At 72.4% G+C, this 20559-nt stretch carries 15 protein-coding genes; 6 read left to right on the plus strand and 9 right to left on the minus strand.

The genetic code is table 11. The annotated features are described in order from the left end of the window. Positions 1-9 precede the first annotated feature (9 nt). Together ACGFIB_RS34515 and ACGFIB_RS34520 are read right to left on the minus strand one after the other, a co-directional pair. Entirely contained in the window at positions 10-1245 is a 1236-nt protein-coding gene (locus ACGFIB_RS34515) for a DUF6716 putative glycosyltransferase (protein ID WP_393377537.1), read from the minus strand. Then, positions 1242-2273: a hypothetical protein gene (locus ACGFIB_RS34520; protein WP_393377539.1), complete on the minus strand. Its 1032-nt coding sequence runs from the start codon at positions 2271-2273 to the stop codon at positions 1242-1244. Before ACGFIB_RS34520 ends, ACGFIB_RS34515 begins: the two co-directional genes overlap by 4 nt. A gap of 225 nt (positions 2274-2498) precedes the next feature. On the opposite strand from ACGFIB_RS34520, the gene ACGFIB_RS34525 reads away from it, so the two are divergent. From ACGFIB_RS34525 to ACGFIB_RS34550, 6 genes are all read left to right on the plus strand, one after another. Further along, entirely contained in the window at positions 2499-4013 is a 1515-nt protein-coding gene (locus ACGFIB_RS34525) for a sulfatase family protein (protein ID WP_393377541.1), read from the plus strand. Between the two features lie 328 nt (positions 4014-4341). After that, positions 4342-5688 carry an ABC transporter substrate-binding protein gene (locus tag ACGFIB_RS34530; protein WP_191053977.1) on the plus strand — a complete coding sequence of 449 codons (1347 nt, stop codon included), beginning with the start codon at positions 4342-4344 and terminating at the stop codon, positions 5686-5688. A gap of 84 nt (positions 5689-5772) precedes the next feature. Then, on the plus strand, positions 5773-6747 hold the full coding sequence (locus ACGFIB_RS34535) for a carbohydrate ABC transporter permease (protein ID WP_142572754.1): 975 nt from the start codon (positions 5773-5775) through the stop codon (positions 6745-6747). Continuing rightward, the gene (locus tag ACGFIB_RS34540; protein WP_142572752.1) at positions 6744-7634 is read left to right on the plus strand and encodes a carbohydrate ABC transporter permease; all 891 of its coding nucleotides are present in this window, start codon (positions 6744-6746) and stop codon (positions 7632-7634) included. The genes ACGFIB_RS34535 and ACGFIB_RS34540 overlap by 4 nt, the downstream gene beginning before the upstream one ends. Positions 7635-7675: 41 nt before the next feature. Next, positions 7676-9067: a GH1 family beta-glucosidase gene (locus ACGFIB_RS34545; RefSeq protein ID WP_357247643.1), complete on the plus strand. Its 1392-nt coding sequence runs from the start codon at positions 7676-7678 to the stop codon at positions 9065-9067. A 28-nt stretch (positions 9068-9095) separates the two neighbouring features. After that, a complete protein-coding gene (locus tag ACGFIB_RS34550; RefSeq protein ID WP_142572750.1) occupies positions 9096-10115 on the plus strand; it encodes a LacI family DNA-binding transcriptional regulator in 1020 nt (339 codons plus the stop codon). A 112-nt stretch (positions 10116-10227) separates the two neighbouring features. Here the strand turns inward: ACGFIB_RS34550 and ACGFIB_RS34555 are convergent, their stop codons facing one another. The 7 genes from ACGFIB_RS34555 to ACGFIB_RS34585 are packed head-to-tail and all read right to left on the minus strand — an operon-like array spanning position 10228 to position 20558. Then, positions 10228-13329, minus strand: a complete 3102-nt coding sequence (locus ACGFIB_RS34555; RefSeq protein ID WP_393377544.1) for an amino acid adenylation domain-containing protein — start codon at positions 13327-13329, stop codon at positions 10228-10230. After that, positions 13326-15275 (minus strand): non-ribosomal peptide synthetase, encoded by a 1950-nt coding sequence (locus tag ACGFIB_RS34560; protein ID WP_393377547.1) that lies wholly within the window; start codon positions 15273-15275, stop codon positions 13326-13328. The genes ACGFIB_RS34555 and ACGFIB_RS34560 overlap by 4 nt, the downstream gene beginning before the upstream one ends. A 2-nt stretch (positions 15276-15277) precedes the next feature. Further along, positions 15278-16714 (minus strand): condensation domain-containing protein, encoded by a 1437-nt coding sequence (locus tag ACGFIB_RS34565; protein WP_357247507.1) that lies wholly within the window; start codon positions 16712-16714, stop codon positions 15278-15280. Next, complete coding sequence (locus tag ACGFIB_RS34570; RefSeq protein WP_142572742.1) at positions 16711-16917, minus strand: MbtH family protein; 207 nt, start codon at positions 16915-16917, stop codon at positions 16711-16713. The genes ACGFIB_RS34565 and ACGFIB_RS34570 overlap by 4 nt, the downstream gene beginning before the upstream one ends. A gap of 1 nt (position 16918) precedes the next feature. Next, positions 16919-18739, minus strand: a complete 1821-nt coding sequence (locus ACGFIB_RS34575) for a condensation domain-containing protein (protein ID WP_393377548.1) — start codon at positions 18737-18739, stop codon at positions 16919-16921. Then, entirely contained in the window at positions 18736-18969 is a 234-nt protein-coding gene (locus ACGFIB_RS34580) for an acyl carrier protein (protein WP_167748344.1), read from the minus strand. The genes ACGFIB_RS34575 and ACGFIB_RS34580 overlap by 4 nt, the downstream gene beginning before the upstream one ends. Beyond that, positions 18963-20558: a condensation domain-containing protein gene (locus tag ACGFIB_RS34585; RefSeq protein ID WP_393377551.1), complete on the minus strand. Its 1596-nt coding sequence runs from the start codon at positions 20556-20558 to the stop codon at positions 18963-18965. Before ACGFIB_RS34585 ends, ACGFIB_RS34580 begins: the two co-directional genes overlap by 7 nt. Position 20559 lies beyond the last annotated feature (1 nt).

The raw sequence follows: 20559 nt of genomic DNA on the forward strand, positions 1-20559 counted from the left end.
CGCCGTCGCCTAGAGAGCCTTGAGATAGCGGCGCATCCGGCGCTTGGCGCGATAGCCGTACCGCAGGACCTTGGGCGGCACCTCCAGGCGCAGCCGGGCGCGGCGGCGGGCGGCCGCGTGCTCGGGACCGTCGAGGAGCGAGCGGGCCGGCTCCAGCGTCCCCGCGCGAGCAGCGGCGACCAGCGCGGCGACGCGGCCGGTCCAGTCGCTGGCCGAGGAGTCGTGGAAGTAGTTGGCCCGGCACCACTCCTCGGCGGGGACCCGGAAGTCCGCCTTGGCCAGGTCGTCGAGCGTGCCCAGGCAGCCGCTGCCCTCGAACACCAGATTGATCATCTCCGCGCTGACCCCGAAGTCGGACAGCACGAGTAGCGGCACGTTCCCGGCGATCGCCTCGAGCGCGGCCGTCGAGCTGACCGTGACGAACCCGGCGGCGCGGCTCAGATGCTCGTGCATCGGCCCGGCGGCGAAGCGCACGGCGCCCGCGGGCACCCGGCCCTCGGCCTCCATCGCGGTCCACAGCCGTTCGTAGTGGTGACGTTCGTTGTGCGTCTGCCGCTCGTCGTCACGGGCCCGCAGCTTGACCACCACGTCGAGGTCGGGCCGGGCCCGCCCGAGGTCGGCCAGCGCGAGCAGGATCCGCTCCCGCTCCTCGCGCCGCCTGGGCACCTTGGCCTGGGTGGCGAACACGACACGGTCGCGTACGCCCCCCGCGCCCCCCGCGCCGTGCGCGGCCGGTTCGCGGGCCGGCAGGTCGAGGTAGGGCAGGCGGGCCAGCGCCACCGCCCCTCCCCCGCCGAGCCGCGCGCCGATCTCGGAGAACTCGGCGACCTCCCGGCCGCTGTGCACGACGAACAGGTCGCAGCCGCCGCGGAACAGCCAGGCCTTCTCCGTCGCGGGCACCGAGATGCCGGGCAGCCCCGACACCAGCACCGGCCGGGGCCGCAGCCCGGCCAGCGTCTCCGCCGCCAGCGCGTCCACCACCGGCCCGGTGCAGGCCAGCAGCACGGCGTCGGGCCGGAACCGTTCGGCGGCCCGGCGCAACTGCCGCGCCGGCAGCACCGGGGGAAGCCCCTCGCCCTGCGCGCGGGTGCCGCTCACCGCCGCGGCGATCTGCGCCGCGGACGGGGTGATGGGAGTGCGGACGACGGCCAGGTCCGTGACCCAGTCCTCCGGAGTCGCGTCGAGCAGGCCCGCGGCCCACTTGAGATACGAGTCGGAGTCGGCCACGGCGAGCAGACGGGTCAAGGAGCGACCTTTCCGGGATCGTGCGTGTGGGGCTGATGCGGTTCGTGCGCGAAGAGCTGGAGGTGGGAGCGCAGCGACGGGATGGCCGAAGCCGTCCACCAGTCCTCCGGCACGTCCACGGCCTCCACCCGTACGCCCCGGGCCGACAGCAGGACGCGCAGCGAGGTCACCGCGGTGGACGGCAGGCTCAGCACCCGCTGGTCCGGCCGCAGGTCGCGCAGCGTCATCTCGGCGGGCGCCCCCGCGTCGTACACGGTCAGCCCGGCGATCCGGCGCACCCGGTCGAGGTCCTCGGGGTCCTCCCGCCGATGGGGGAAGTACGCGACGGGCTCGTCGATCCGCTCCAGCCAGCGCAGGTAGCGGTCGCGGTGGATGAGCCCGTTGCGTACGAGCGAGGTGCCGAGCACGACGGTGCGCTCCTGCGGCGGCCGGACGGCGGGCTGGGCGCGCAGCCAGGCGAAGTCGTGCCGGACGAGCCGCGCGCCCGTGCCCTCCACCGCCTCGGCGAGGCCGGCGGGCACCGGGAGCGCGGTGAACACGGTGGGCCTGCGGGTGCGCAGGCGGAAACCGGCGGCCGCGGCGAGCACCTTGCGGACGACGCCCGGGGCCCCGCGGGCGCGCAGCAGCGGACGCCGTGCGACCAGCAGCTCAAGCAGGCGGATCGTGGCCAGCCCGTCGTCAACCAGCACCGTGCGGCCGGAAAGGGCCGTGACGAGGGCGAGCTGGACGCGCCCGGAGAAGGCGTCGCCCACCGCCCACGTCCGGCCCGGCCGGGGCACCCGCTCGGCCGGCTCGGCGAACTCCAGCCCCTCGGGCAGGCCGAGCCGCTCGAGCTCGCGGCGGGTCAGCCGCAGGGCCGGCAGCCCGGCGCGCGGCACCACCGTGGTGACGGGTCCGAGGAGCCCCGCGTGGTGCGCCTCGACGACGCACAGCAGCTGCAGGGGGGACTCCACCCATGCGACGGCCTGCCCCTGCTCGGCGGCGTGGCGCCGTCCCTCGTTCTCCACGCCCCGTAAAGAAACGTTCACGACGCGCTCACGCTAGCCACCGGACACGACGACGGCGGGAACACCCGGTGAACAGCCCTCGAAGAGACCTTTTCCGGACGTCACGCCGCTATGGGAGGTATGACGGCCGAGCTGACCGGCGGCGGCGGAGGATTCACCAGAGTCGTCCATGTAATGGACACGGTGCGGTCACGCGATCACAGGGCGTACGTTTCCCCAGGCGAGCGTGTGGCAATGATTGCTGCCGTGCCCCAACCACGACGACCGAGAAAGCTGTGGGCCGGGCTCGCCGCAGCGCTCCTGCTCTGCCTCGGGCTCACCGGCGCCTCCCATGCCGAGCCCGCCCCCGGACTCGCGGCTCATCGGCCCAATATCGTACTGATCCTCACCGACGACCTGGACGCGTCGGATCTGAGCCGGTTCCCCCACATCACCAATCTCCTGGTGCGTCAGGGCACCACGCTGTCCCGGTTCTTCGTCACCAATCCCTGGTGCTGCCCCTCCCGCTCGTCCATCCTGCGCTCGCAGTACATGCACAGCCATCAGGTGAAGAGCAACCGGTCGCCGACCGGCGGGTTCCCGAAGTTCCGGCCGCTGGAGGCCTCCACCCTCGGGACGTGGATGCACGACGCGGGCTACCGCACCGCGCTCATGGGCAAGTATCTCAACAACTACCCGGAGGGCGCGCCGCGCACGTACGTGCCGCCCGGCTGGGACGAGTGGCACGTCCCGGTCACCCGCCTCTACCAGGAGTACGGCTACACGCTCAACGAGAACGGCGCGACACGGCGGTACGGCGACGCCCCCGAGGACTACCTGGAAGACGTGCTGAGCGCCAAGGCCGCGGCGTTCGCGACGGGTTCCGCGGCCGGGCAGTCTCCGTTCTTCCTCTATCTCGCCCCGGTCGCGCCGCACCTGCCCGCGCATCACGCGCCGCGTCACGCCGCCGCCTTCGCCGGCGAGCAGGCGCCGCGGACCGCGTCGTTCGACCAGGCCGACCTGTCCGCCGAGCCCCGCTGGCTCCGGGAGCGCACGCCGCTGTCGGCCGCCGACACGCGCCGGATCGACCGCGTCCACCGCGACCGGCTGCGGGCCATGCTCGGCGTCGACGACATGGTGGGCGCCCTGGTCGAGGCGCTGACCCGGGCGGGCCGCCTGAACGACACCTACATCTTCTTCACCTCCGACAACGGCTTCCACCTCGGCCAGCACCGGTTGCGGCCGGGCAAGACGACGCCCTTCGAGGAGGACATCCGGGTGCCGATGGTGGTGCGCGGGCCGGGGGTCCCCGCCGGGGGCGTGGTCGACGCGCTCACCTCGACGGTCGACCTCGCGCCCACGTTCGCCGAGCTGGGCGGGGCCACGGTGCCGCCCACGGCCGAGGGCCGCTCGCTCGTCCCGCTCCTGCACGGGCACGACGTCCCCTGGCGTGACGCCGTGCTCGCGGAGTTCTACCATCCCTCCTACTCGCCGCACTCGCCGCCCACGTACGCGATGGTGCGGACCGGGCGGTACGCGTACGTGGAGTACGAGACCGGGGAGCGGCAACTCTACGACCTACGAGACGATCCGGCGGAGCTGCACAACATCGCGGCGACGGCCGGGCCGGGCCTGACGGCCATGCTCGCGGCCCGGCTCACGCTGCTGCGGTCCTGCTCCGGACCGGTGTGCCGGCTGATGGACGTCTCGGGCCCGGGGATCTTTCTGGGCGGCGGCCTGTCCCTGGGGGCGGCCGCGCCGGCCCACCACCGGGTGAGGTGACGAAGCGGAAAAGGGCGGGTGCCCCGGCGGGTTCGGGGCACCCCCTATTCATTTCTGCCCATATGGTGATGGGAGCGCTCCCAAGCGTGGTATGTCCTAGTATGTCCCCTTGACCAGGTCTAACCACCCAGGGAGTAACAGTTAGGTTTCGGCATATTGACGCCCCGGTTGCTCATAGAGGACCCTTCGTGGGAGCGCTCCCAACAGCTCTTGACACACCATGCGGGAGCACCGAGCAGAACCTTCGATCGCGGGCCGTGAGATCGGGGACCGGCCTGGGATGTACCTCCCACGAACGATTCGGGATACCACCTGAGAGGGGTCCGGAATGATTGCAAACTCGCGCCGCGGCAGGCTGCTCGCGGTCGCCGCGGTGGCGGCGCTGGCTCTTGGCGCCACCGCCTGCCAGTCCGACGACAAGCCCGACACGGCGGCGGGCGGCGGGTCCTCGGCGGCAGCCGGCCCCGTCACCGTCACGCTCCAGACGTTCGGCGGCGGCAAGAACTTCGGCTACAAGGAGGCCGTCGACAAGTGGAACGCCGAGCACAAGGACATCCAGATCAAGTATGACAACCTGACCGATCAGTTCGAGCAGGTCTACTGGCCCCAGATGATCCAGTGGCTGCAGTCCGGCGCGGGCGCCGGCGACGTCGTCGGCATCGACGAGGGCGGCATGGGTCTGGCCAAGGCGCACCCCGAGTGGTGGGCCGACCTTGGCGAGTTCGGCCTGCAGAACCGCAAGGCCGACTTCGCCGCCTGGAAGTGGGAGAACGGCGTCACCGCCGACGGCAAGCTGTTCGGCCTCGGCACCGACGTCGGCGGCATGAGCCTGTGCTACCGCCGTGACCTGTTCGAGAAGGCCGGCCTGCCCGCCGACCGCGACGAGGTCAGCAAGCTCTGGCCGACCTGGGACGACTTCGTCCAGGTCGCCCACAAGTTCCAGGACAAGATCAAGAACACGAAGTTCGTCGACGGCACCAACACGCTCTACAACGTGGTCCTGGTGCAGGAGGGCGCCAAGAACGGCAACGTCACGTACTTCGACAAGGACAACAACCTGATCGTCGACAAGAACCCGGCGGTCAAGACGGCCTACGACTTCGCCCAGAAGATCAGCCAGGAGGGCCTCACGGCCAAGCTGCGCAACTTCACGCCGGAGTGGAACACCGGCATGAAGAAGTCGCAGTTCGCCACCCTCGGCTGCCCGTCGTGGATGCTCGGCGCCGTGAGCGGCGACGGCGGCGCCGGACCGGACTTCAAGGGCAAGTGGGACGTCGCGGCGGTGCCCGGCGGCGGCGGCAACTGGGGTGGCTCCTGGCTCGCCGTGCCCAAGCAGTCGAAGCACCCCAAGGAGGCCGCGCAGGTCCTCGACTACCTGACCGGTAAGGACGCCGAGGTCAGCGTCTTCAACTACGCCGGCAACATGCCGAGCAACGTCCAGGCGCAGCAGGACCCGGCGGTTCAGGGCGCGAAGAACGAGTACTTCAACGACGCCCCCGTCGGTGACATCTTCGCCAAGTCGGCCGCCTCGCTCCAGCCGATCTTCCTCGGCGTCAAGCACGCCCAGGTCAAGAACGCCATCGAGTCGGTCGTTTCCGCCATCGACGACGGCTCGGTGCCGTACGCGAACGGCTGGAAGAAGCTCGTCGACGACGCCGTGAAGGCCGCGGGCTGATCCTGCCCGCCAGGTGAGCACCGGCCCGCCGCAGCGGCACCCCGCCGGCGGGCCGGTCGCCTGCTTTCACCCGAAAGGTAACTTATGAGCCTGCACGTCGACGCCGGGCAACCCACCCGGGCACCGATGCCGCCCAGCCGGAGACACGTCCGGCAGAGACCGGGCCGGTCCTTCATGACCTGGCTGGACCTCAAGGCCGCACCGTACCTCCTGGTCTCTCCCTACTACCTGCTCTTCCTGATCTTCGGGCTCTTCCCGCTCGGCTTCACCCTCTACTTCTCGTTCTTCGACTACGACCTCACGGGCACGGTCGAATGGACGGGCCTCGGCAACTACACCGCCATGCTCGGCGACGCCGCCTTCTGGAAGGCGGTCGTCAACACCCTCGCGATGTTCCTCATCGCGACGATCCCGCAGATTCTGCTGGCCCTGATGCTGGCCAACGCGCTGAACAAGCGGTTCAAGTTCCAGCTGGGCGTCCGGCTGGGCGTCCTGCTCCCCCTCGTCACCTCGGTCGTCGCGGTGGCGGTCGTCTTCACCCAGCTGTACGGGCGCGACTGGGGCGTGGTGAACTGGGTTCTCGGCTGGTTCGGGGCCGACCCCATCGACTGGAAGGCCGAGCGCCTCCCCTCCTGGATCGCCATCGCGACCATGATCGACTGGCGCTGGACCGGCTACAACGCGATCATCTTCCTGGCCGGCATGCAGACGATCCCCAAGGACCTGTACGAGGCGGCCTCGATCGACGGCGCGTCCCGGCGGCGCCAGTTCTGGCAGATCACGATCCCGATGCTCCGGCCCACGATGATCTTCGTGGTGCTGAACTCCACCATCGGCGGCCTCACGCTGTTCTCCGAGCCGACGACGTTCTACAACGGCAACGTCCACGGCGGCACCAACAGCCAGTTCCAGACCGTCTCGATGTTCATCTTCGAGCAGGGCTTCCGCGAGTTCGACTACGGCTACGCCTCCGCGGCCGCCTGGCTGCTGTTCCTGCTCATCCTCATCGGATCGGGCATCAACTTCCTGCTCATCCGCCGGATCGGGGGCAACAAGTGACCACGCTCTCCGCGCCCGCCACCACGCGGCGGCGCCGCAAGGCGCCAGGAGGTGCCGGCAGCCTCTGGACCGCCACGCCGATGACGAGGCTCATCCTCGCGGTCACGATCATCATCTCGGCGTTCCCGCTGTACTACATGATCGTCATCGCCTCTCGCACCAACACCGAGGCGACGGACATGCCGCCGCCGTTCCTGCCGGGCGGCAAGCTCGGGGAGAACATCCAGCGCGTGCTGACCAACCCCGACGCGCACTACCTGACCGGTCTCACCAACTCCCTGATCATCGCCTGCACGGTGACACTCTCGGTGGTGGTGATCTCGACGTTCGCCGGTTTCGCGTTCGCCCGGCTGAAGTTCAAGGGCGGCAAGATCCTGCTGCTGCTGGTGCTGCTGACCATGATGGTCCCGCTGCAGCAGATGGGCATCGTCCCCCTCTACCGGCTCATGGTCAGCCTCGAATGGGTCGGCTCGATCAAGGCCGTGATCCTGCCCTTCCTGCTCAACGGCTTCGGCGTCTTCCTCATGACGCAGTACACCGAGCAGGCCGTGCCCAACGAGCTGATCGAGGCCGCCCGCGTCGACGGCGCCTCCACCCTGCGGATCTGGTGGAACGTCGTCCTGCCGGCCGTCCGGCCGGGCATGGCGGTGCTGGGCATCAACACGTTCATGCTGATCTGGAACGACTTCATGTGGCCGCTGATCGTGCTGACGCCGGACAACCCCACGGTCCAGGTCGCCATCAACTCGCTCAACGCGAAGTACGGCACGGACTACGTGCTCATCTTCAGCGGCACACTCATGTCGATTCTCCCGCTCATCGTCGTGTTCATCGCGTTCGGCCGACAGATCATCGGCGGACTCATGGAAGGTGCGGTCAAGGCGTGACAACGCAAGGCACACGACCCGAAGCGGAGACGGCCGGCCTGATGTTCCCCACCGGGTTCGTCTGGGGCGCCGCCACCTCCGCCTACCAGATCGAGGGCGCGATCACCGCGGACGGGCGGGGCCGCTCCATCTGGGACACCTTCTGCAGCCAGGACGGGCGCATCGTGGGCGGAGACACCGCCGAGACCGCGATCGACCACTACAACCGGTACCGCGAGGACGTCAAGCTCATGGCGGACCTCGGCCTCACCGCCTACCGGTTCTCCGTCTCCTGGCCGCGGATCCAGCCCGACGGCTCCGGCGCGTACAACGCCAAGGGCCTCGACTTCTACAAGAGGCTCGTCGACGAGCTGCTCAGCTACGGCATCGACCCGTGGCTGACGCTCTACCACTGGGATCTCCCGCAGGCCCTGGAAGACGCGGGCGGGTGGCCCGCACGGGACACGTCGAAGCGCTTCGCCGACTTCGCCGCGGCCGTGCACGCCGAGCTCGGCGACCGGGTCAGGAACTGGAGCACGGTCAACGAGCCCTGGTGCTCGGCGTTCCTGGGGTACGCCTCGGGCGAGCACGCGCCGGGCAGGCGCGAGCCGGCCGCCGCGCTGCGCGCCGCGCACCACCTCAACCTCGCGCACGGCCTGGCCGTCCAGGCGATGCGGGCGCAGAACGCCGACTCTCAGATCGGCGGGTGCGTGAACCTCTATCCGGTCACGCCGGCCACGGGCAGCGAGGCCGACCAGGACGCCGCCCGCCGCATCGACGGGCTGCAGAACCGCTTCTTCCTGGACGCGCTGCTCAAGGGCTCCTACCCCGAGGACGTGCTGGCCGATCTGAGCCACCTGTCCGACATGGAGTTCATCCAGGACGGCGACCTGGCCACGATCGCCGCGCCGCTCGACATGCTGCTGATCAACTACTACAGCCGCTTCACCGTTTCCGGCGCGCCCGGCGGCGCGGCGTCCGCGGCCGCGGCGCCCACCGACTCGGGGTCGCCGTGGATCGGCAGCGAGCACGTGGGCTTCGTCAACGGCGGCCGCCCGGTCACCTCGATGGGCTGGGAGATCGACGACAGCGGCCTGCAGGAGATGCTGCGCCGGATCGCCGAGGAGTACCCGCGGATCCCGCTCTACATCTCGGAGAACGGCGCGGCCTACGACGACGCGATCGGCGAGGACGGCGCGGTGCACGACCCCGATCGGGTGGCCTACATCGACGCCCACCTGCGGACCTGCCACACGGCCATCGAGTCGGGCATCCCGCTGCAGGGCTACTTCGCCTGGTCGCTGATGGACAACTTCGAATGGGCCTGGGGATACGGCAAGCGCTTCGGCCTTGTCTACGTCGACTACGAGACCCAGGCGAGGACCATGAAATCAAGCGCTCTGTGGTATGCCGACACCATCAGGCACGGCGGCCTGCTGGGTCGGGCACAATAAGCGCAGACACGATAAGGGGGCAGTATAGATGAACGGGGACCGCCGTTCCGGAGGCCGGCCGACTCTGGAAGCGGTCGCCGCACGCGCCGGGGTCGGCCGCGGCACCGTCTCGCGGGTCATCAACGGCTCGCCCAAGGTGAGCGACCGGGCCCGCGACGCGGTGTTACTGGCGATCCAGGAGCTCGGCTACGTACCCAACCGGGCGGCGCGCACCCTCGTGACGAATCGGACCGACACCATCGCGCTGGTGGTGTCGGAGTCGGAGCAGCGCGTCTTCGACGAGCCGTACTTCGCCGGGCTGATCCGCGGCATCGGCTCCGCACTGGCGGAGACCGGCCTCCAGCTCATCCTCACGATGGCGCAGAACCGTGCCGAGCACGACCGGCTGGAGCACTACCTGACCGGGCAGCACGTCGACGGTGTGCTGCTCACCTCGGTGCACGGCGCCGACCCGCTGCCGGGCCGGCTGGAGGAGCTGGGCGTGCCGACCGTGCTCGGCGGCCGCCCGGTGGGGCTCAACCCGTACAGCTTCGTCGACATGGACAACCGGGCCGGCGCCCGGCAGGCGGTCAAGTACCTGCTCTCCAAGGGCCGTACCAAGATCGCCACCCTCGCCGGTCCGCAGGACATGGGCGTGGGTGTCGACCGTCTCGCCGGATACCGTGACGCGCTGCTGGCCACCGGTATGACCGAGCGCGTCGCGTACGGCGACTTCTCCGAGGAGAGCGGGGAGGCGGGCATGCGCGACCTGCTCGCCCGCCACCCCGATTTGGACGCCGTGTTCACGGCCTCCGACCCGATGGCGGTCGGCGCCCTGCGGGTGCTGAAGGAGCAGGGCCTGGTCGTGCCCGACGACGTCGCGCTCATCGGCTTCGAGGACTCCAAGGTGGCGCTGCACACCGACCCTCAGCTGACGAGCGTGCACCAGCCGACGGAGGCGATGGGCCGGCAGATGGTCCAGCTTCTGATCGCCAGGATCAACGGCGAGCCGCTGGAGCAACCGGTCGTCATCCTCGACACCCACCTGGTGATCCGCACCTCAGCCTGACGCGGCCGCGGCGACCACGGCCGAACACGAGGCCACAACGACGAGACCGCCGCGCACCCTCGGGTGCGCGGCGGTCTCGCGTTGCGGCGGCCCGTGCTCCGGCGGAGAGGGATCAGCCGCCCGCGGACGAGAGCAGGCGCTCGGCCTCCTCATCCGACATGTTCTCCAGCTCGGCCACCAGCAGGTCCTCCAGTGCGACCGCCAGCTCGGCCACGGTGCGCCGCTCGAAGATCGTCCGGACCGGGACCTCCACCCCGGTCCCCCGGCGCAGCCGGGCCGCGATCCTCGTCGCGAGCAGCGAGTGCCCTCCCAGGGTGAAGAAATCGTCGTTCACGCCGATGGAATCGACGCCGAGCAGTTCCGCCCAGATCTCGGCCACCAGCAGCTCCGCGTCCGTGCTCGGCGGGACGTGCCCGGCCGACGACGTCCGGACCGGCGCGGGCAGCGCCGCGCGGTCCACCTTGCCGCGGCTGGTGAGCGGCAGCGCGTCGAGAACGACCCAGGCGGTCGGGACGAGATGGCGCGGCAGGGTCCGCGCGAGGTGCCCGGCGAGCTCCTCCCCCGTCGCGGTCCCGGTCACGTACGCCACCAGCTCCTCGGCGTGGACCGTCACGAACGCCTGGCCGACGCCCGGATGGTCGAGCAGCCGCGCCTCGACCTCGCCCGGCTCGATCCGGAAGCCGCGGACCTTGAGCTGCCCGTCGAGCCGTCCGAGGAACTCCAGCGCGCCCTCCTGGTCCCAGCGCGCCCGGTCGCCCGTACGGTATCTCCGCGATCCCGGCGGTCCCAGCGGGTCGGGGACGAACGCGGCGGCCGTGAGCGCCGGGCGGCGCAGGTAGCCGCGGGCCACCCCGGCGCCGCCGACGACCAGCTCGCCGATCACGCCCTTCGGGACCGGCGCCCCGGCGGCGTCGAGCAGGTGGACCGTCGTCGCGCCGACCGGCCGCCCGATCGGCGGCCTGCCGTACGGCGTCGCGCCGAGGTCGGTCGCGGTCGCGATGACCGCGGCCTCGGTCGGGCCGTAGGTGTTCACCAGGCGGACGTCGTCGCCGAACCGGCCGCGCCAGCGCGTCACCGCGCCGCCGGACGCCTGCTCGCCGCCGATGACGACCAGACGGAGCGCGGGCGGCCAGGCGATCTGGTCGATCTCCTCGACCAGGTGGTGCCAGTAGGCGGTGGGCAGGTCGAGCATCGTGATCCGCTCCCCGCCCGGGGCGGCCAGCACGTCGGGCAGCGTCGCCGCCCCGCCCGGCAGCAGCACCAGGGTCGCTCCCGCGGCGAGCGTGGGGAAGACCTCTTCCAGGTGGGTGTCGAAGCTCAGCGACGCGAACTGGACGACGCGGTCGCCGGGCGCCAGGCCGTACTCCTCGCGCATCCACCGGATCCGGGCCGCGATGGCGCGGTGCTCGACGGCGACGCCCTTGGGCCTGCCGGTGGAGCCGGATGTGGAGATCACGTAGGCCACGTCGCCCGGCCGCGTCTCCCGCGGTTCGCACCGGTCGCCGGCTTCACGCGGGTGCACGGCGGTGAGCCCGGCGGGCAGCGCCCGGGTCGTGATCACGTGTGTCGCCCCGGCGTCGGCGAGCGAGAAGGTCAGCCGCTCCTCCGGCTCGTCCGGCTCGAACGGCATGTAGGCCGCGCCGGCCCGCCAGACGGCGAGCAGCGCGCTGATCGCCTCGACCGAGCGGGGCAGGCAGACGCCGACCACGTCGCCGGGGCGCACCCCCTCCGCCCGCAGCTGCGCGGCCAGCCGCGCCGCCCGCCGGTCCAGTTCGCCGTAGGTGACCTCGGTCTCCCCGCAGACGACCGCGACGGCGCCTGGCGCGCGCCGGACGGTCTCGGCGATCAGCTCGGGGACCGTCGGTCCGGCAGCGCCGCCGCCGTCGCCGCCGTCGCCGGCCATGGCGTGGATGTCGGCCTCGTCGTCGCCGGTCCAGACGCGCAGCTCGGAGATCCGGCGATGCGGCTCCGCCACAGCCGACTCGAGCAGGAGCAGGAAGCGGTCGGCGAGCCGCTGGACGGCCTCCGCCTCGTGCGGAGATCCGCTGGACCCGTCGTGGCCGAACGACAGGACGATCTCGCCGTCCTCGAACCACGCCTCGGCGTACAGGCCGAGCTTGACCTGCCGGTACCCGTCGGGGAAGAAGCTGACGGACAGGTCGCCGAACGGCCGGGTGAGTCCCATGTCCTGGGTGTGCAGGACGAACATGGTCGGCATCAGCGCCTCGGGAGGGTGCCCGATCCGCTCGAACGGGACCGAAGGCCGGCTCAGCGCCGTCAGCGCCTCGCGCCTGATGCGCCCCAGCAACTCGGTGAACGACGGATCGCCGTCGAGGTCGCCGCGCAGCACGACGGTCTGCGAGAGATAGCCGATCAGCGGCTCCAGCTCGACCCGGTCGCGGCCGGCCACGGCCGTGCCGACGAGGACGTCGGTGTGGCCGGTGTGCCGGTGCAGCAGCACCTGGTAGGCCGTCATGAGCACGGTGAACAGCGTGGTCCTGTGCTCGCGGGCGAGCCGGTCCAGCTCGCCCGCGACCTCCCTGCCGATCCGGGCGACCTGGAAGCCCGCGTGATCCTCGTCGCGGACGCCGCCGCTCCCCACGGCGCAGGGCAGGTCGGGCGGCGGCGGATCGGCCAGCCGCTCCTGCCAGTACGGCACCGCGCGCTCGGCCCGGCGGCGCTGCCAGCGGGCGTAGTCGGACGGCTGGACCGGCAGCGGCGCCAGATTCGGCGCCCGCCCCTGCAGGCGTGCGGTGTAGCACTCCGCCAGGTCGTCGAAGAGGATCCCCAGCGACCAGCCGTCGCCGATGATGTGGTGCATCGTGACGCACAGGACGTGGTCCAGCGCGCCGATCTCGATGACCGCGACGCGCAGCGGCACGCCCTCGGCGAGGTCGAACGGCGCGTTCACCCGCTCGGCGGCGAGCCGCCGGGCCTCCTCCTCGTCGCGGGCCTGGATCCGCTCGACCGGCGGGAGGGACTCCGCCGCCCCCGGCGGCACGGCGACCGCCCAGGGGACGCCGTCCTCCTCGTCGAACCGGGTGCGCAGGCCCTCGTGCCGGGCCACGACGTCCGCGAGGGCCAGTTCGAAGACGCCGGTGTCGAGAGGGCCGCGCAGCCGGCGGACGGTGTACATGGTGTAGGAGGCGTCGCGGGGATCCAGCCGCTGCAGGAGCCACAGCCGCTCCTGGCCCGGCGACAGGGGCGCCCTCATGCGTCCGACGCCATCTCGTCGAGCACGGCCGCCAGGTCCTCGGCGCTGAGGCCGTCGAGCTCGTCGCGGAGCGCGGCGATGTCGGCGAGGTCCAGGTCGTCGTCGTCGAGCCGGTCCATCGCCACCGCCAGGTCGGCCACCGTGGGGTTCTCGAACAGCACCACGATCGGCACGTTGATCGCGAAGCGCGCCTGGATCCTGGCGATGATCTGGGTGGCGGTCAGCGAGTGCCCGCCCAGCTCGAAGAAGTCGTCCTCGACGCCGACCGGCTCCGCGATGCCGAGCACCTCACCCCACATCGCCGCGAGGTCCTCCTCCAGCGCGGTGGACGGCGGCCGGTACGGCTGGCTCCGCGCCCGGGTCCACTCGGGCACCGGCAGGGCCTTGCGGTCGAGCTTGCCGTTGGGGGTGAGCGGCAGGGCGTCCAGCACCACGAGGTGCGCCGGCACCATGTACTCGGGCACGTCGCGGCGCAGCCGGTCACGCAGGGACGGCCACAGGTCGGCCCCCTCGGGCTCCCCGGCCGCCCGCACCACGTAGGCGACCAGACGCGGCAGCCCGTCGGGACCGTCGCAGACGCCGACGGCGGCGCCGGCCACCTCCGGCGCGGCCCGCAGCACGGTCTCGATCTCGCCGAGCTCGATCCGGAACCCGCGCACCTTCACCTGCTGGTCGGCCCGGCCCAGGTAGCGGAGCCTGCCGTCTTCGATCGCGGCGAGGTCGCCCGTGGCGTACAGGCGGGCTCCCGGCGCCTCGGAGAACGGGTCGGGCAGGAACCTGGCCGCCGTCTGGCCCGGCATGCCGCGGTATCCCCTGGCCAGGCCGGCGCCGCCGATGTGCAGCTCACCTGCCTCGCCGGGCGGCACGGGACGCCCGTCGGGGCCGAGGATGTGCACCGTCGTGTTGCCGATGGGCTCGCCCAGGTCGACGGGGACCGCGGACCCGTTCTCGTCACTCCGGGCCACCCGCCCGGCCGTCGACCAGACCGTCGTCTCGGTCGGGCCGTACACGTTCCAGAGCCGGGCGCCCCCGTCGGGGAGGGCGCCGTCGAGGAGGGCGTCGGCGAGGTCGCGGGGCAGCGCCTCGCCCCCGCACAGCCGGGTCGCGACGTTCTCGGGGACCCCGCCGGACTCCAGCAGGATGCGCCAGCTCGCCGGGGTCGCCTGCATGATCGTCACGGCCTCGGACACGGCGCGCGACCGCAGGGCGCGGCCGTCCGCCGTCTCGTGCCCGGACGCGACCACCACCCGGGCGCCGCAGGCCAGGGGCAGGAGGAGCTCGAGCACCGAGATGTCGAACGACAGCGTGGTGACCGCCAGCCAGGCGTCGCGCGGGGTGAGTTCCAGCAGGGAGGCGAAGGACTCCAGCAGGTTGACCACCGCCCCGTGCGGCACGGCGACCCCCTTGGGCCTGCCGGTGGAGCCGGAGGTGTACATGAGATAGGCCAGGTCGCCCGCCACGTCACCCACCGGCCCGTCGGCCGATCCGTCGGCCGATCCGTCGCCGTCGCCGGACGCCCAGCCCCCGGCGGGAACACCGTCCTGCGCCAGCTCCACGACGTCGGCGACGCCGTCGAGCAGCCGGGACTCGACGCCCTGGCCGGCCAGCACCAGCCGGATGCCCGCGTCCTCCCGCATGAACCGGAGCCGGTCCTCGGGGAATCCCGGGTCGAGCGGCACGTACGCGCCGCCGGCCCGCCACACGGCGAGCAGGGCGACGACCATGCCGGGGCAGCGCTCCAGGCACAGGCCCACCGGGACCTCCGGGCCGACCCCGCGGGCGCGCAGCAGCGCCGCCAGCCGGTCGACCCTGTCATGGAGCTCCCGGTAGGTCAGCACACCGCCGGCGCCGCTCACCGCGACCGCGTCGGGGCTCGCGTCACGCCACCGGCGGATCAGCGCGAGCGCCGTATCAGGGCTGGTCACGCCGCTCACCGCGTCACTCACTTTCATGCACCTTTCACTTCGGGAACGCTCGCGAACGTGCCGCTCAGCGCCGACAGCGGGACGTCCGGGTCGGCCCCGGCCCGCCGTACGACCTCGGCGAAACCGCCGAGGAGGCGGCGCGCGGTCGCGGGCGCGAACAGATCGCTGCTGTAGTCGAAAACGCCGCCCAGCCCTTCCGGGCCCCGCCACAGGTCCATCGAGACCTCCGACTTCGTGTGACTGGGCGGGACCGTGTAGACCTCCCGGTCGAGGTCGGCCATCCGCGTCCCCAGCAGGTCGTCCTTGGGCAGGTTGTGCAGATTGAACATGGCCTGGCACAGCGGCGGCCTGCTGATGTCACGCGGGACGCGCAGCGCGGCCAGGACGTGCTCGAACGGCACGTCCGCGTGCCGCATCCCGGCCAGGGTCGCCTCCCGCACACGGTCCAGCAGCTCGTGGAACGACGGGTCGCCGGACAGGTCGGCGCGCAGCACCATCGTGTTGCCGAAGTAGCCGATCAGCGGCGCCAGCTCGCTGCGGGGCCGGCCGGCCACCGGCACGCCGACGCAGAAGTCGGTCTGGCCCGACGCCAGGGAGAGGGTCGCCTGGTAGGCGGCGACCAGGGCCATGAAGGACGTGCAGCGCCGCTTCCTGGCCACCTTCTCCAGCGGCGTGATCTCCTCCGGCGGCAGCAGCAGGGGCTCGCGTCCGCCGCGCCCGGACCAGCGGTCCGGCCGGGGGTGGTCGGCCGGAAGGTCCAGCGTCGGAGCGCCGGCCAGGCGGCGTGTCCAGTGCTCCAGGCCCTGCGTGTGGTCCCGCTGTCTCTCCTGCACCGCGAAGCGGGGGTACTGCGTGGGCAGCTCCGGCAGCTCGGGCTCGCGTCCCTCGCGCCCGGCGGCGTAGCACTCAGTGAGCTCACGCAGGAGCACGTCGAGCGACCAGCCGTCCATCACGATGTGGTGCAGGACGATGCACACGACCGCGTCGTCCGTGCCCGGCTCGGCCAGCCCGGCCCGCAGGGGAGGCTCGTTCTCCAGGTCGAACGGGCGCTCGACGAACTCCTTCAGCTCCCGGTCGAGGTCCGCCTCGCCGGACAGCGCGATCCTCTCCAGCGGCACCGGACCGGGCGGCAGCACGACCTGCACGGGGGCGTCCCCGCGCAGCCGGAAGCGGGTCCGCAGCACCTCGTGCCGCTCCACGATCCGGGTGAACGCCGCGGTCAGCGCGTCCACGTCGAGCGGCCCGCGCAGCCGCATGCACCAGGGCGTGTTGTAACTGGTGTCACCGGGGTCGAAGCGGCTGAGGAACCACAGGCGCTCCTGTCCCGGCGACAGCGGCCACTCCTGGCCGCCGGGGTCCCGCGGCGCGCCCCCCAGGGAGCGCAGCAGCGCCGCCCGGCGCTCGGGGGGCAGCCCGGCCAGCTTCTCGATCAGCGCGGCGCGGCGCTCCGCGCTGGTCATCTGTCCCGGGCGCTCAGCGTTGCCGGGTCGCGCACGCTCAGCGGCCGCATGTCGGTCCACACCGTCTCGATGTGGGCCAGGCATTCCTGCCGCGTGCCCGCGAAGCCGGTGGCCCGCCACCCTGCGGGCGGCTCGCGGTCGCTCCACCATACGGAGTACTGCTCCTCGTCGTTGACGACCACGAGCATCGGGGAGTCGGTCATGTCACCTCTCCAAAAGGGTCATTGCGGAAGACGGGGCCCGGCCGCCGCCCTCGGTCGAGCGGGGACAGCCGGGCCAGCCGCCGGGTTCGGCCGGCGGCGCCGTGCACAGGACGTAGTGGTGGGGGGCGAGCACGTCGGTCCGGCCGGCCGCGGCGCGCATCACGGCGGTGTGGACGGCCTCGGGCGTGTCCAGCCCGGGACGCGCGACGAGATACCCGGTCAGCCGGGCCGCCGCCCCGTCTCCCGCCCCGTCCGCGGCGCCGTCTTCCGGGTCGTCCACCACGACCGCGGCCAGGCCGGTCCCGCACACCCGGCGCAGCAGCGCCTCGGTCTCCTTCAGGTCCACCCAGTCGGGGCCGACCGCCGTCCACCCGGCGGGACGCCGCACGGGGTCCAGGCCCGCCACCTTCGCCACCCGGTCCAGCGGCACCTCCTCGGTGACCGCCCGGACCAGCAGTTCCTCCAGGCCGGTGAGCATCCGCCCGGCGACGTCTCCGGGCAGGAAGGCCGTGTCCACCAGCACGTAGAACTCGCAGGTCGACGAGGCAGGGCCGGTGGCGAAGAAGATCCTCGCCTTCACCTTCGAGTAGGTGCCGACGAAGAACGTCCTGGTCCGGCTCCGCAGCGCGGCGATCGCCTCGGCGTCCCCGGGATCGACCGCCGGCAGGCCCTGCCAGCGGCCCCCTTGCCTGACGTCGTTGTAGAACACGTCCAGGTCGATGTCGGCGCCGCGGTCCCACGCCTCCGCCTCCCGGGCGGCCAGCACGAGCGCGGGGTCGTAGTGCCCGTTCCGGTAGGTCGCCATGGTCCTGCGGTGTCCGAGCCGCAGCGCGTCGGCGAACGTGCCGGCCCCCAGCTCGACGACGCACAGCCCGTCCTGGGCGGCGGGCCCGGCCATCGTCTCCATCCCCGGGTGGTGCCGGTTCGACACGATGAGCTGCAGCGCCACCGTGGGGTGCCCGGTGACGGCGGCCAGCAGCGCGGCGCTCGCGACCGTGAGCACGCTGGAGGTCGTCACGCCGTGCCGGGCGGCGAGCGCCTCGGCGGCGACGGCCGCCGCCGGGGAGTCCATCCCGTGCCGGACGAAACGCGGCTCCTCGGGTTCCCTCGCCGGGAAGTCGAACATCGAACGCGGGGCGGACACCAGACCGGCCTGCCAGTGCCGCAGCGCCTGACCGCCGGGCGGCGGGTCCGACCGCTCGGAGGCGGCCTGGTCGAGCGGCTGCCGGCCCGGGTCGGGCAGGTCCTCCCCCGCGACCAGCCGCGGCCACTCCGCGGCCACCATGTTCAGCGACCAGCCGTCGAGCGCGAGATGGGACAACGCGAGCGCCAGCGCGCGCGGCCGTCCCCTCTGGCAGACCACCGCGCACCGGATCGGCAGCTCGGCCGCGTAGTCGAACCCGGTCGCGGCCAGCTCGGCGGCCAGCGCCTTGGCCGCGCTCATCGGCTTGGCCGCCGCCTCGTACAGGCCGACGGTGAGCCGGCCCTCCCGGCTCACTCGCTGGACCGTGTCCGGCCCGACGTCCTCCCCGGTCTCCCCGGTCTCCCCGGCCCGGACGAACGCCGTGCGCAGCGTCTCGTGCCGCTCCACCAGACGGCCCACGGCCCGCAGCACGGCGTCCAGGCCGGCCGCGCCGGTCACCGGCAGGGTCCAGGCCAGGTTGAAGTAGGGGTCGCCGTCGTCCAGCCACTGCGTGGAGCGCCAGATCCCCTGCTGGCCCCAGGTCAGTGCGGCCTGCCCGCCCCGTGCGCCGCGGAACTCCACGGTTCGCGGCGGCAGCGCCGAGAGACCGGTGATCTGCGCCGGCGGGCCCGCGGTCACTTCCGCTGCCCCGCGATGTGCTCGACCAGGCCGTCGAGCGTGTCGAGATGGCCGCCGTCCAGGTCGACGTCGCAGTCGAACTCGGTCTCCAGCAGGTCGATCAGCCGGAGGTAGGAGATCGAGGTGAGGCCGAGCGCCGGCAGGCTGCAGGTCGCCGCCAGGATGTCGGCGACGGCCAGGTCGCCTCCGCTCGCCTTCGACACCAGCTCGGCCACGCGCTCCCTCAGCATGCCTCCTCCCGCAGGCGGGCGACCTCGGCGGCGATCCCGGTGATCGTCGGCTCATCGAAGAACACGTCGAAGGACAGCTCCACGTCCATCCGCTCGCGCACCTTCGCGATGATCTGAGTGATCGACAGCGAGTGCCCGCCGAGGTCGAACAGGTCCTCGTCAGGACCGATCTCCGGCATGCCGAGCACCTCGCGCCAGATCTCGCCCACCTCCGCCAGGTACGGCGCGGCGTCCGCCTCCCCTGCCCGGGGGAAGGACGGCTCGGCCGCACCGCCGACCACGCCGCCGACCACGCCGTCAACCATGCTGGCGGCCACGGGGGGCGGCAGCGGCAGGTCGGCCACGGCGGCGTCCGGAGCGGCGGCCAGCGCCCGCAGCAGGGCGAGCAGGTGCTCGGCGACGGTCTCGCAGCCCGAACGGCTCAACACGAGCGGATTGAACTGCAGCCGGGCCGCGATGCCGTCCGGCGCGTCCACCACCTGCAGGTGCAGCGTGCCGCGCACCGCGCGGTTGAACGCCATCCAGTCCACCGACGCCTCGACGCCGGGAAACTCCGGCGCGCTCCCGTCACGGCCGCGGTAGCTGACCGACACCGGCGTCAGCGCGGTGCGCGGGCTCACGCCGCCGACCGCACGCGCGAGCGGCACCTCCCGGAACCGATACGTGGCCCGCAACTCGTCGCGTACGGAGTGGGCGAACTCGGCGAACTTCCCACCGGGCGCCGGGGCGGGCACCGGCAGCTCGTTCACGAACAGGCCGATGAGGCCCCGCGTCTCCTCGGTCCTGGTCGACAGGTCGACGGCCACCGCCGCATCCTCGTTGCCGTACGCCGCGAGCAGGGTGTGCACGGCGGCGAGCACCAGCTCGAACCGGGTGACGCCCATCTTGTCCGCGGCGACGGCGAGATCGGCGGGGAGCGCGAAGTCGACCGCGTCGCCGTCCGCGGCGCGGGTCGAGACCCCGGACAGCCCCGGCAGCCGCAGGTCCTGCCGGTCCTGCCAGCGGCCGCGCCAGAACTCGGCGGCGTCGCCGAGCAGCTCGGCCACCCGCGCGTTCTCCCGCTCGACGGCCTCGCCGTACGTCAGCGGAAGGGCCGGCGACGGCAGCCCGGCGTAGGCGGCGGCCAGGCCGCGCACCAGGATGTCCTTCGACATGCCGTCGAAGACGGCGTGGTGGGCGACGAAGACGAGCAGGTGCCGCTCCGGCGCGAGCCGGAACACCGTGAACCTGGCGGTCGGCCCGGTCGCCAGGTTCATGGCCAGCGCCGTCTCACGATCGACCAGCTCGCCGGGCTCCCGCCCTGCGTCCTCGAATCCGGAGACGTCCTCGAAACCGATGGGCGGCGGCACCGCGCCGGGCAGCAGGCGCACCACGCCGTCCCGCTCCGCCAGGGCCGCGGCCAGCTGGGGGTGCGCGCGGACCACGTCGTGGCAGGCGGCCAGCAACCGGTCCGCGTCGAGGGGGCCGTCGAACCGGATGGCCAGCGGCATGTGGTAAACCCGGCCGCCGCAGCCCATCTGCTCCGTTATCCACATGCCGTGCTGTGCGAGGGACGCCTGCTCCCCCTCGCCGACGAGTGTCGGTGACATC

Source organism: Microbispora bryophytorum, from assembly GCF_043197435.1.
Classification (GTDB): domain Bacteria; phylum Actinomycetota; class Actinomycetes; order Streptosporangiales; family Streptosporangiaceae; genus Microbispora; species Microbispora bryophytorum.

Bases quoted from the DNA above. Each gene is read 5' to 3' on its own strand.
- ACGFIB_RS34530 (WP_191053977.1), top strand. From the start codon at position 4,342: ATGATTGCAAACTCGCGCCGCGGCAGGCTGCTCGCGGTCGCCGCGGTG.
- ACGFIB_RS34535 (WP_142572754.1), top strand. From the start codon at position 5,773: ATGAGCCTGCACGTCGACGCCGGGCAACCCACCCGGGCACCGATGCCG.
- ACGFIB_RS34545 (WP_357247643.1), top strand. From the start codon at position 7,676: ATGTTCCCCACCGGGTTCGTCTGGGGCGCCGCCACCTCCGCCTACCAG.
- ACGFIB_RS34550 (WP_142572750.1), top strand. From the start codon at position 9,096: ATGAACGGGGACCGCCGTTCCGGAGGCCGGCCGACTCTGGAAGCGGTC.
- ACGFIB_RS34555 (WP_393377544.1), bottom strand. From the start codon at position 13,329: ATGAGGGCGCCCCTGTCGCCGGGCCAGGAGCGGCTGTGGCTCCTGCAG.
- ACGFIB_RS34565 (WP_357247507.1), bottom strand. From the start codon at position 16,714: ATGACCAGCGCGGAGCGCCGCGCCGCGCTGATCGAGAAGCTGGCCGGG.
- ACGFIB_RS34570 (WP_142572742.1), bottom strand. From the start codon at position 16,917: ATGACCGACTCCCCGATGCTCGTGGTCGTCAACGACGAGGAGCAGTAC.
- ACGFIB_RS34580 (WP_167748344.1), bottom strand. From the start codon at position 18,969: ATGCTGAGGGAGCGCGTGGCCGAGCTGGTGTCGAAGGCGAGCGGAGGC.
- ACGFIB_RS34585 (WP_393377551.1), bottom strand. From the start codon at position 20,558: ATGTCACCGACACTCGTCGGCGAGGGGGAGCAGGCGTCCCTCGCACAG.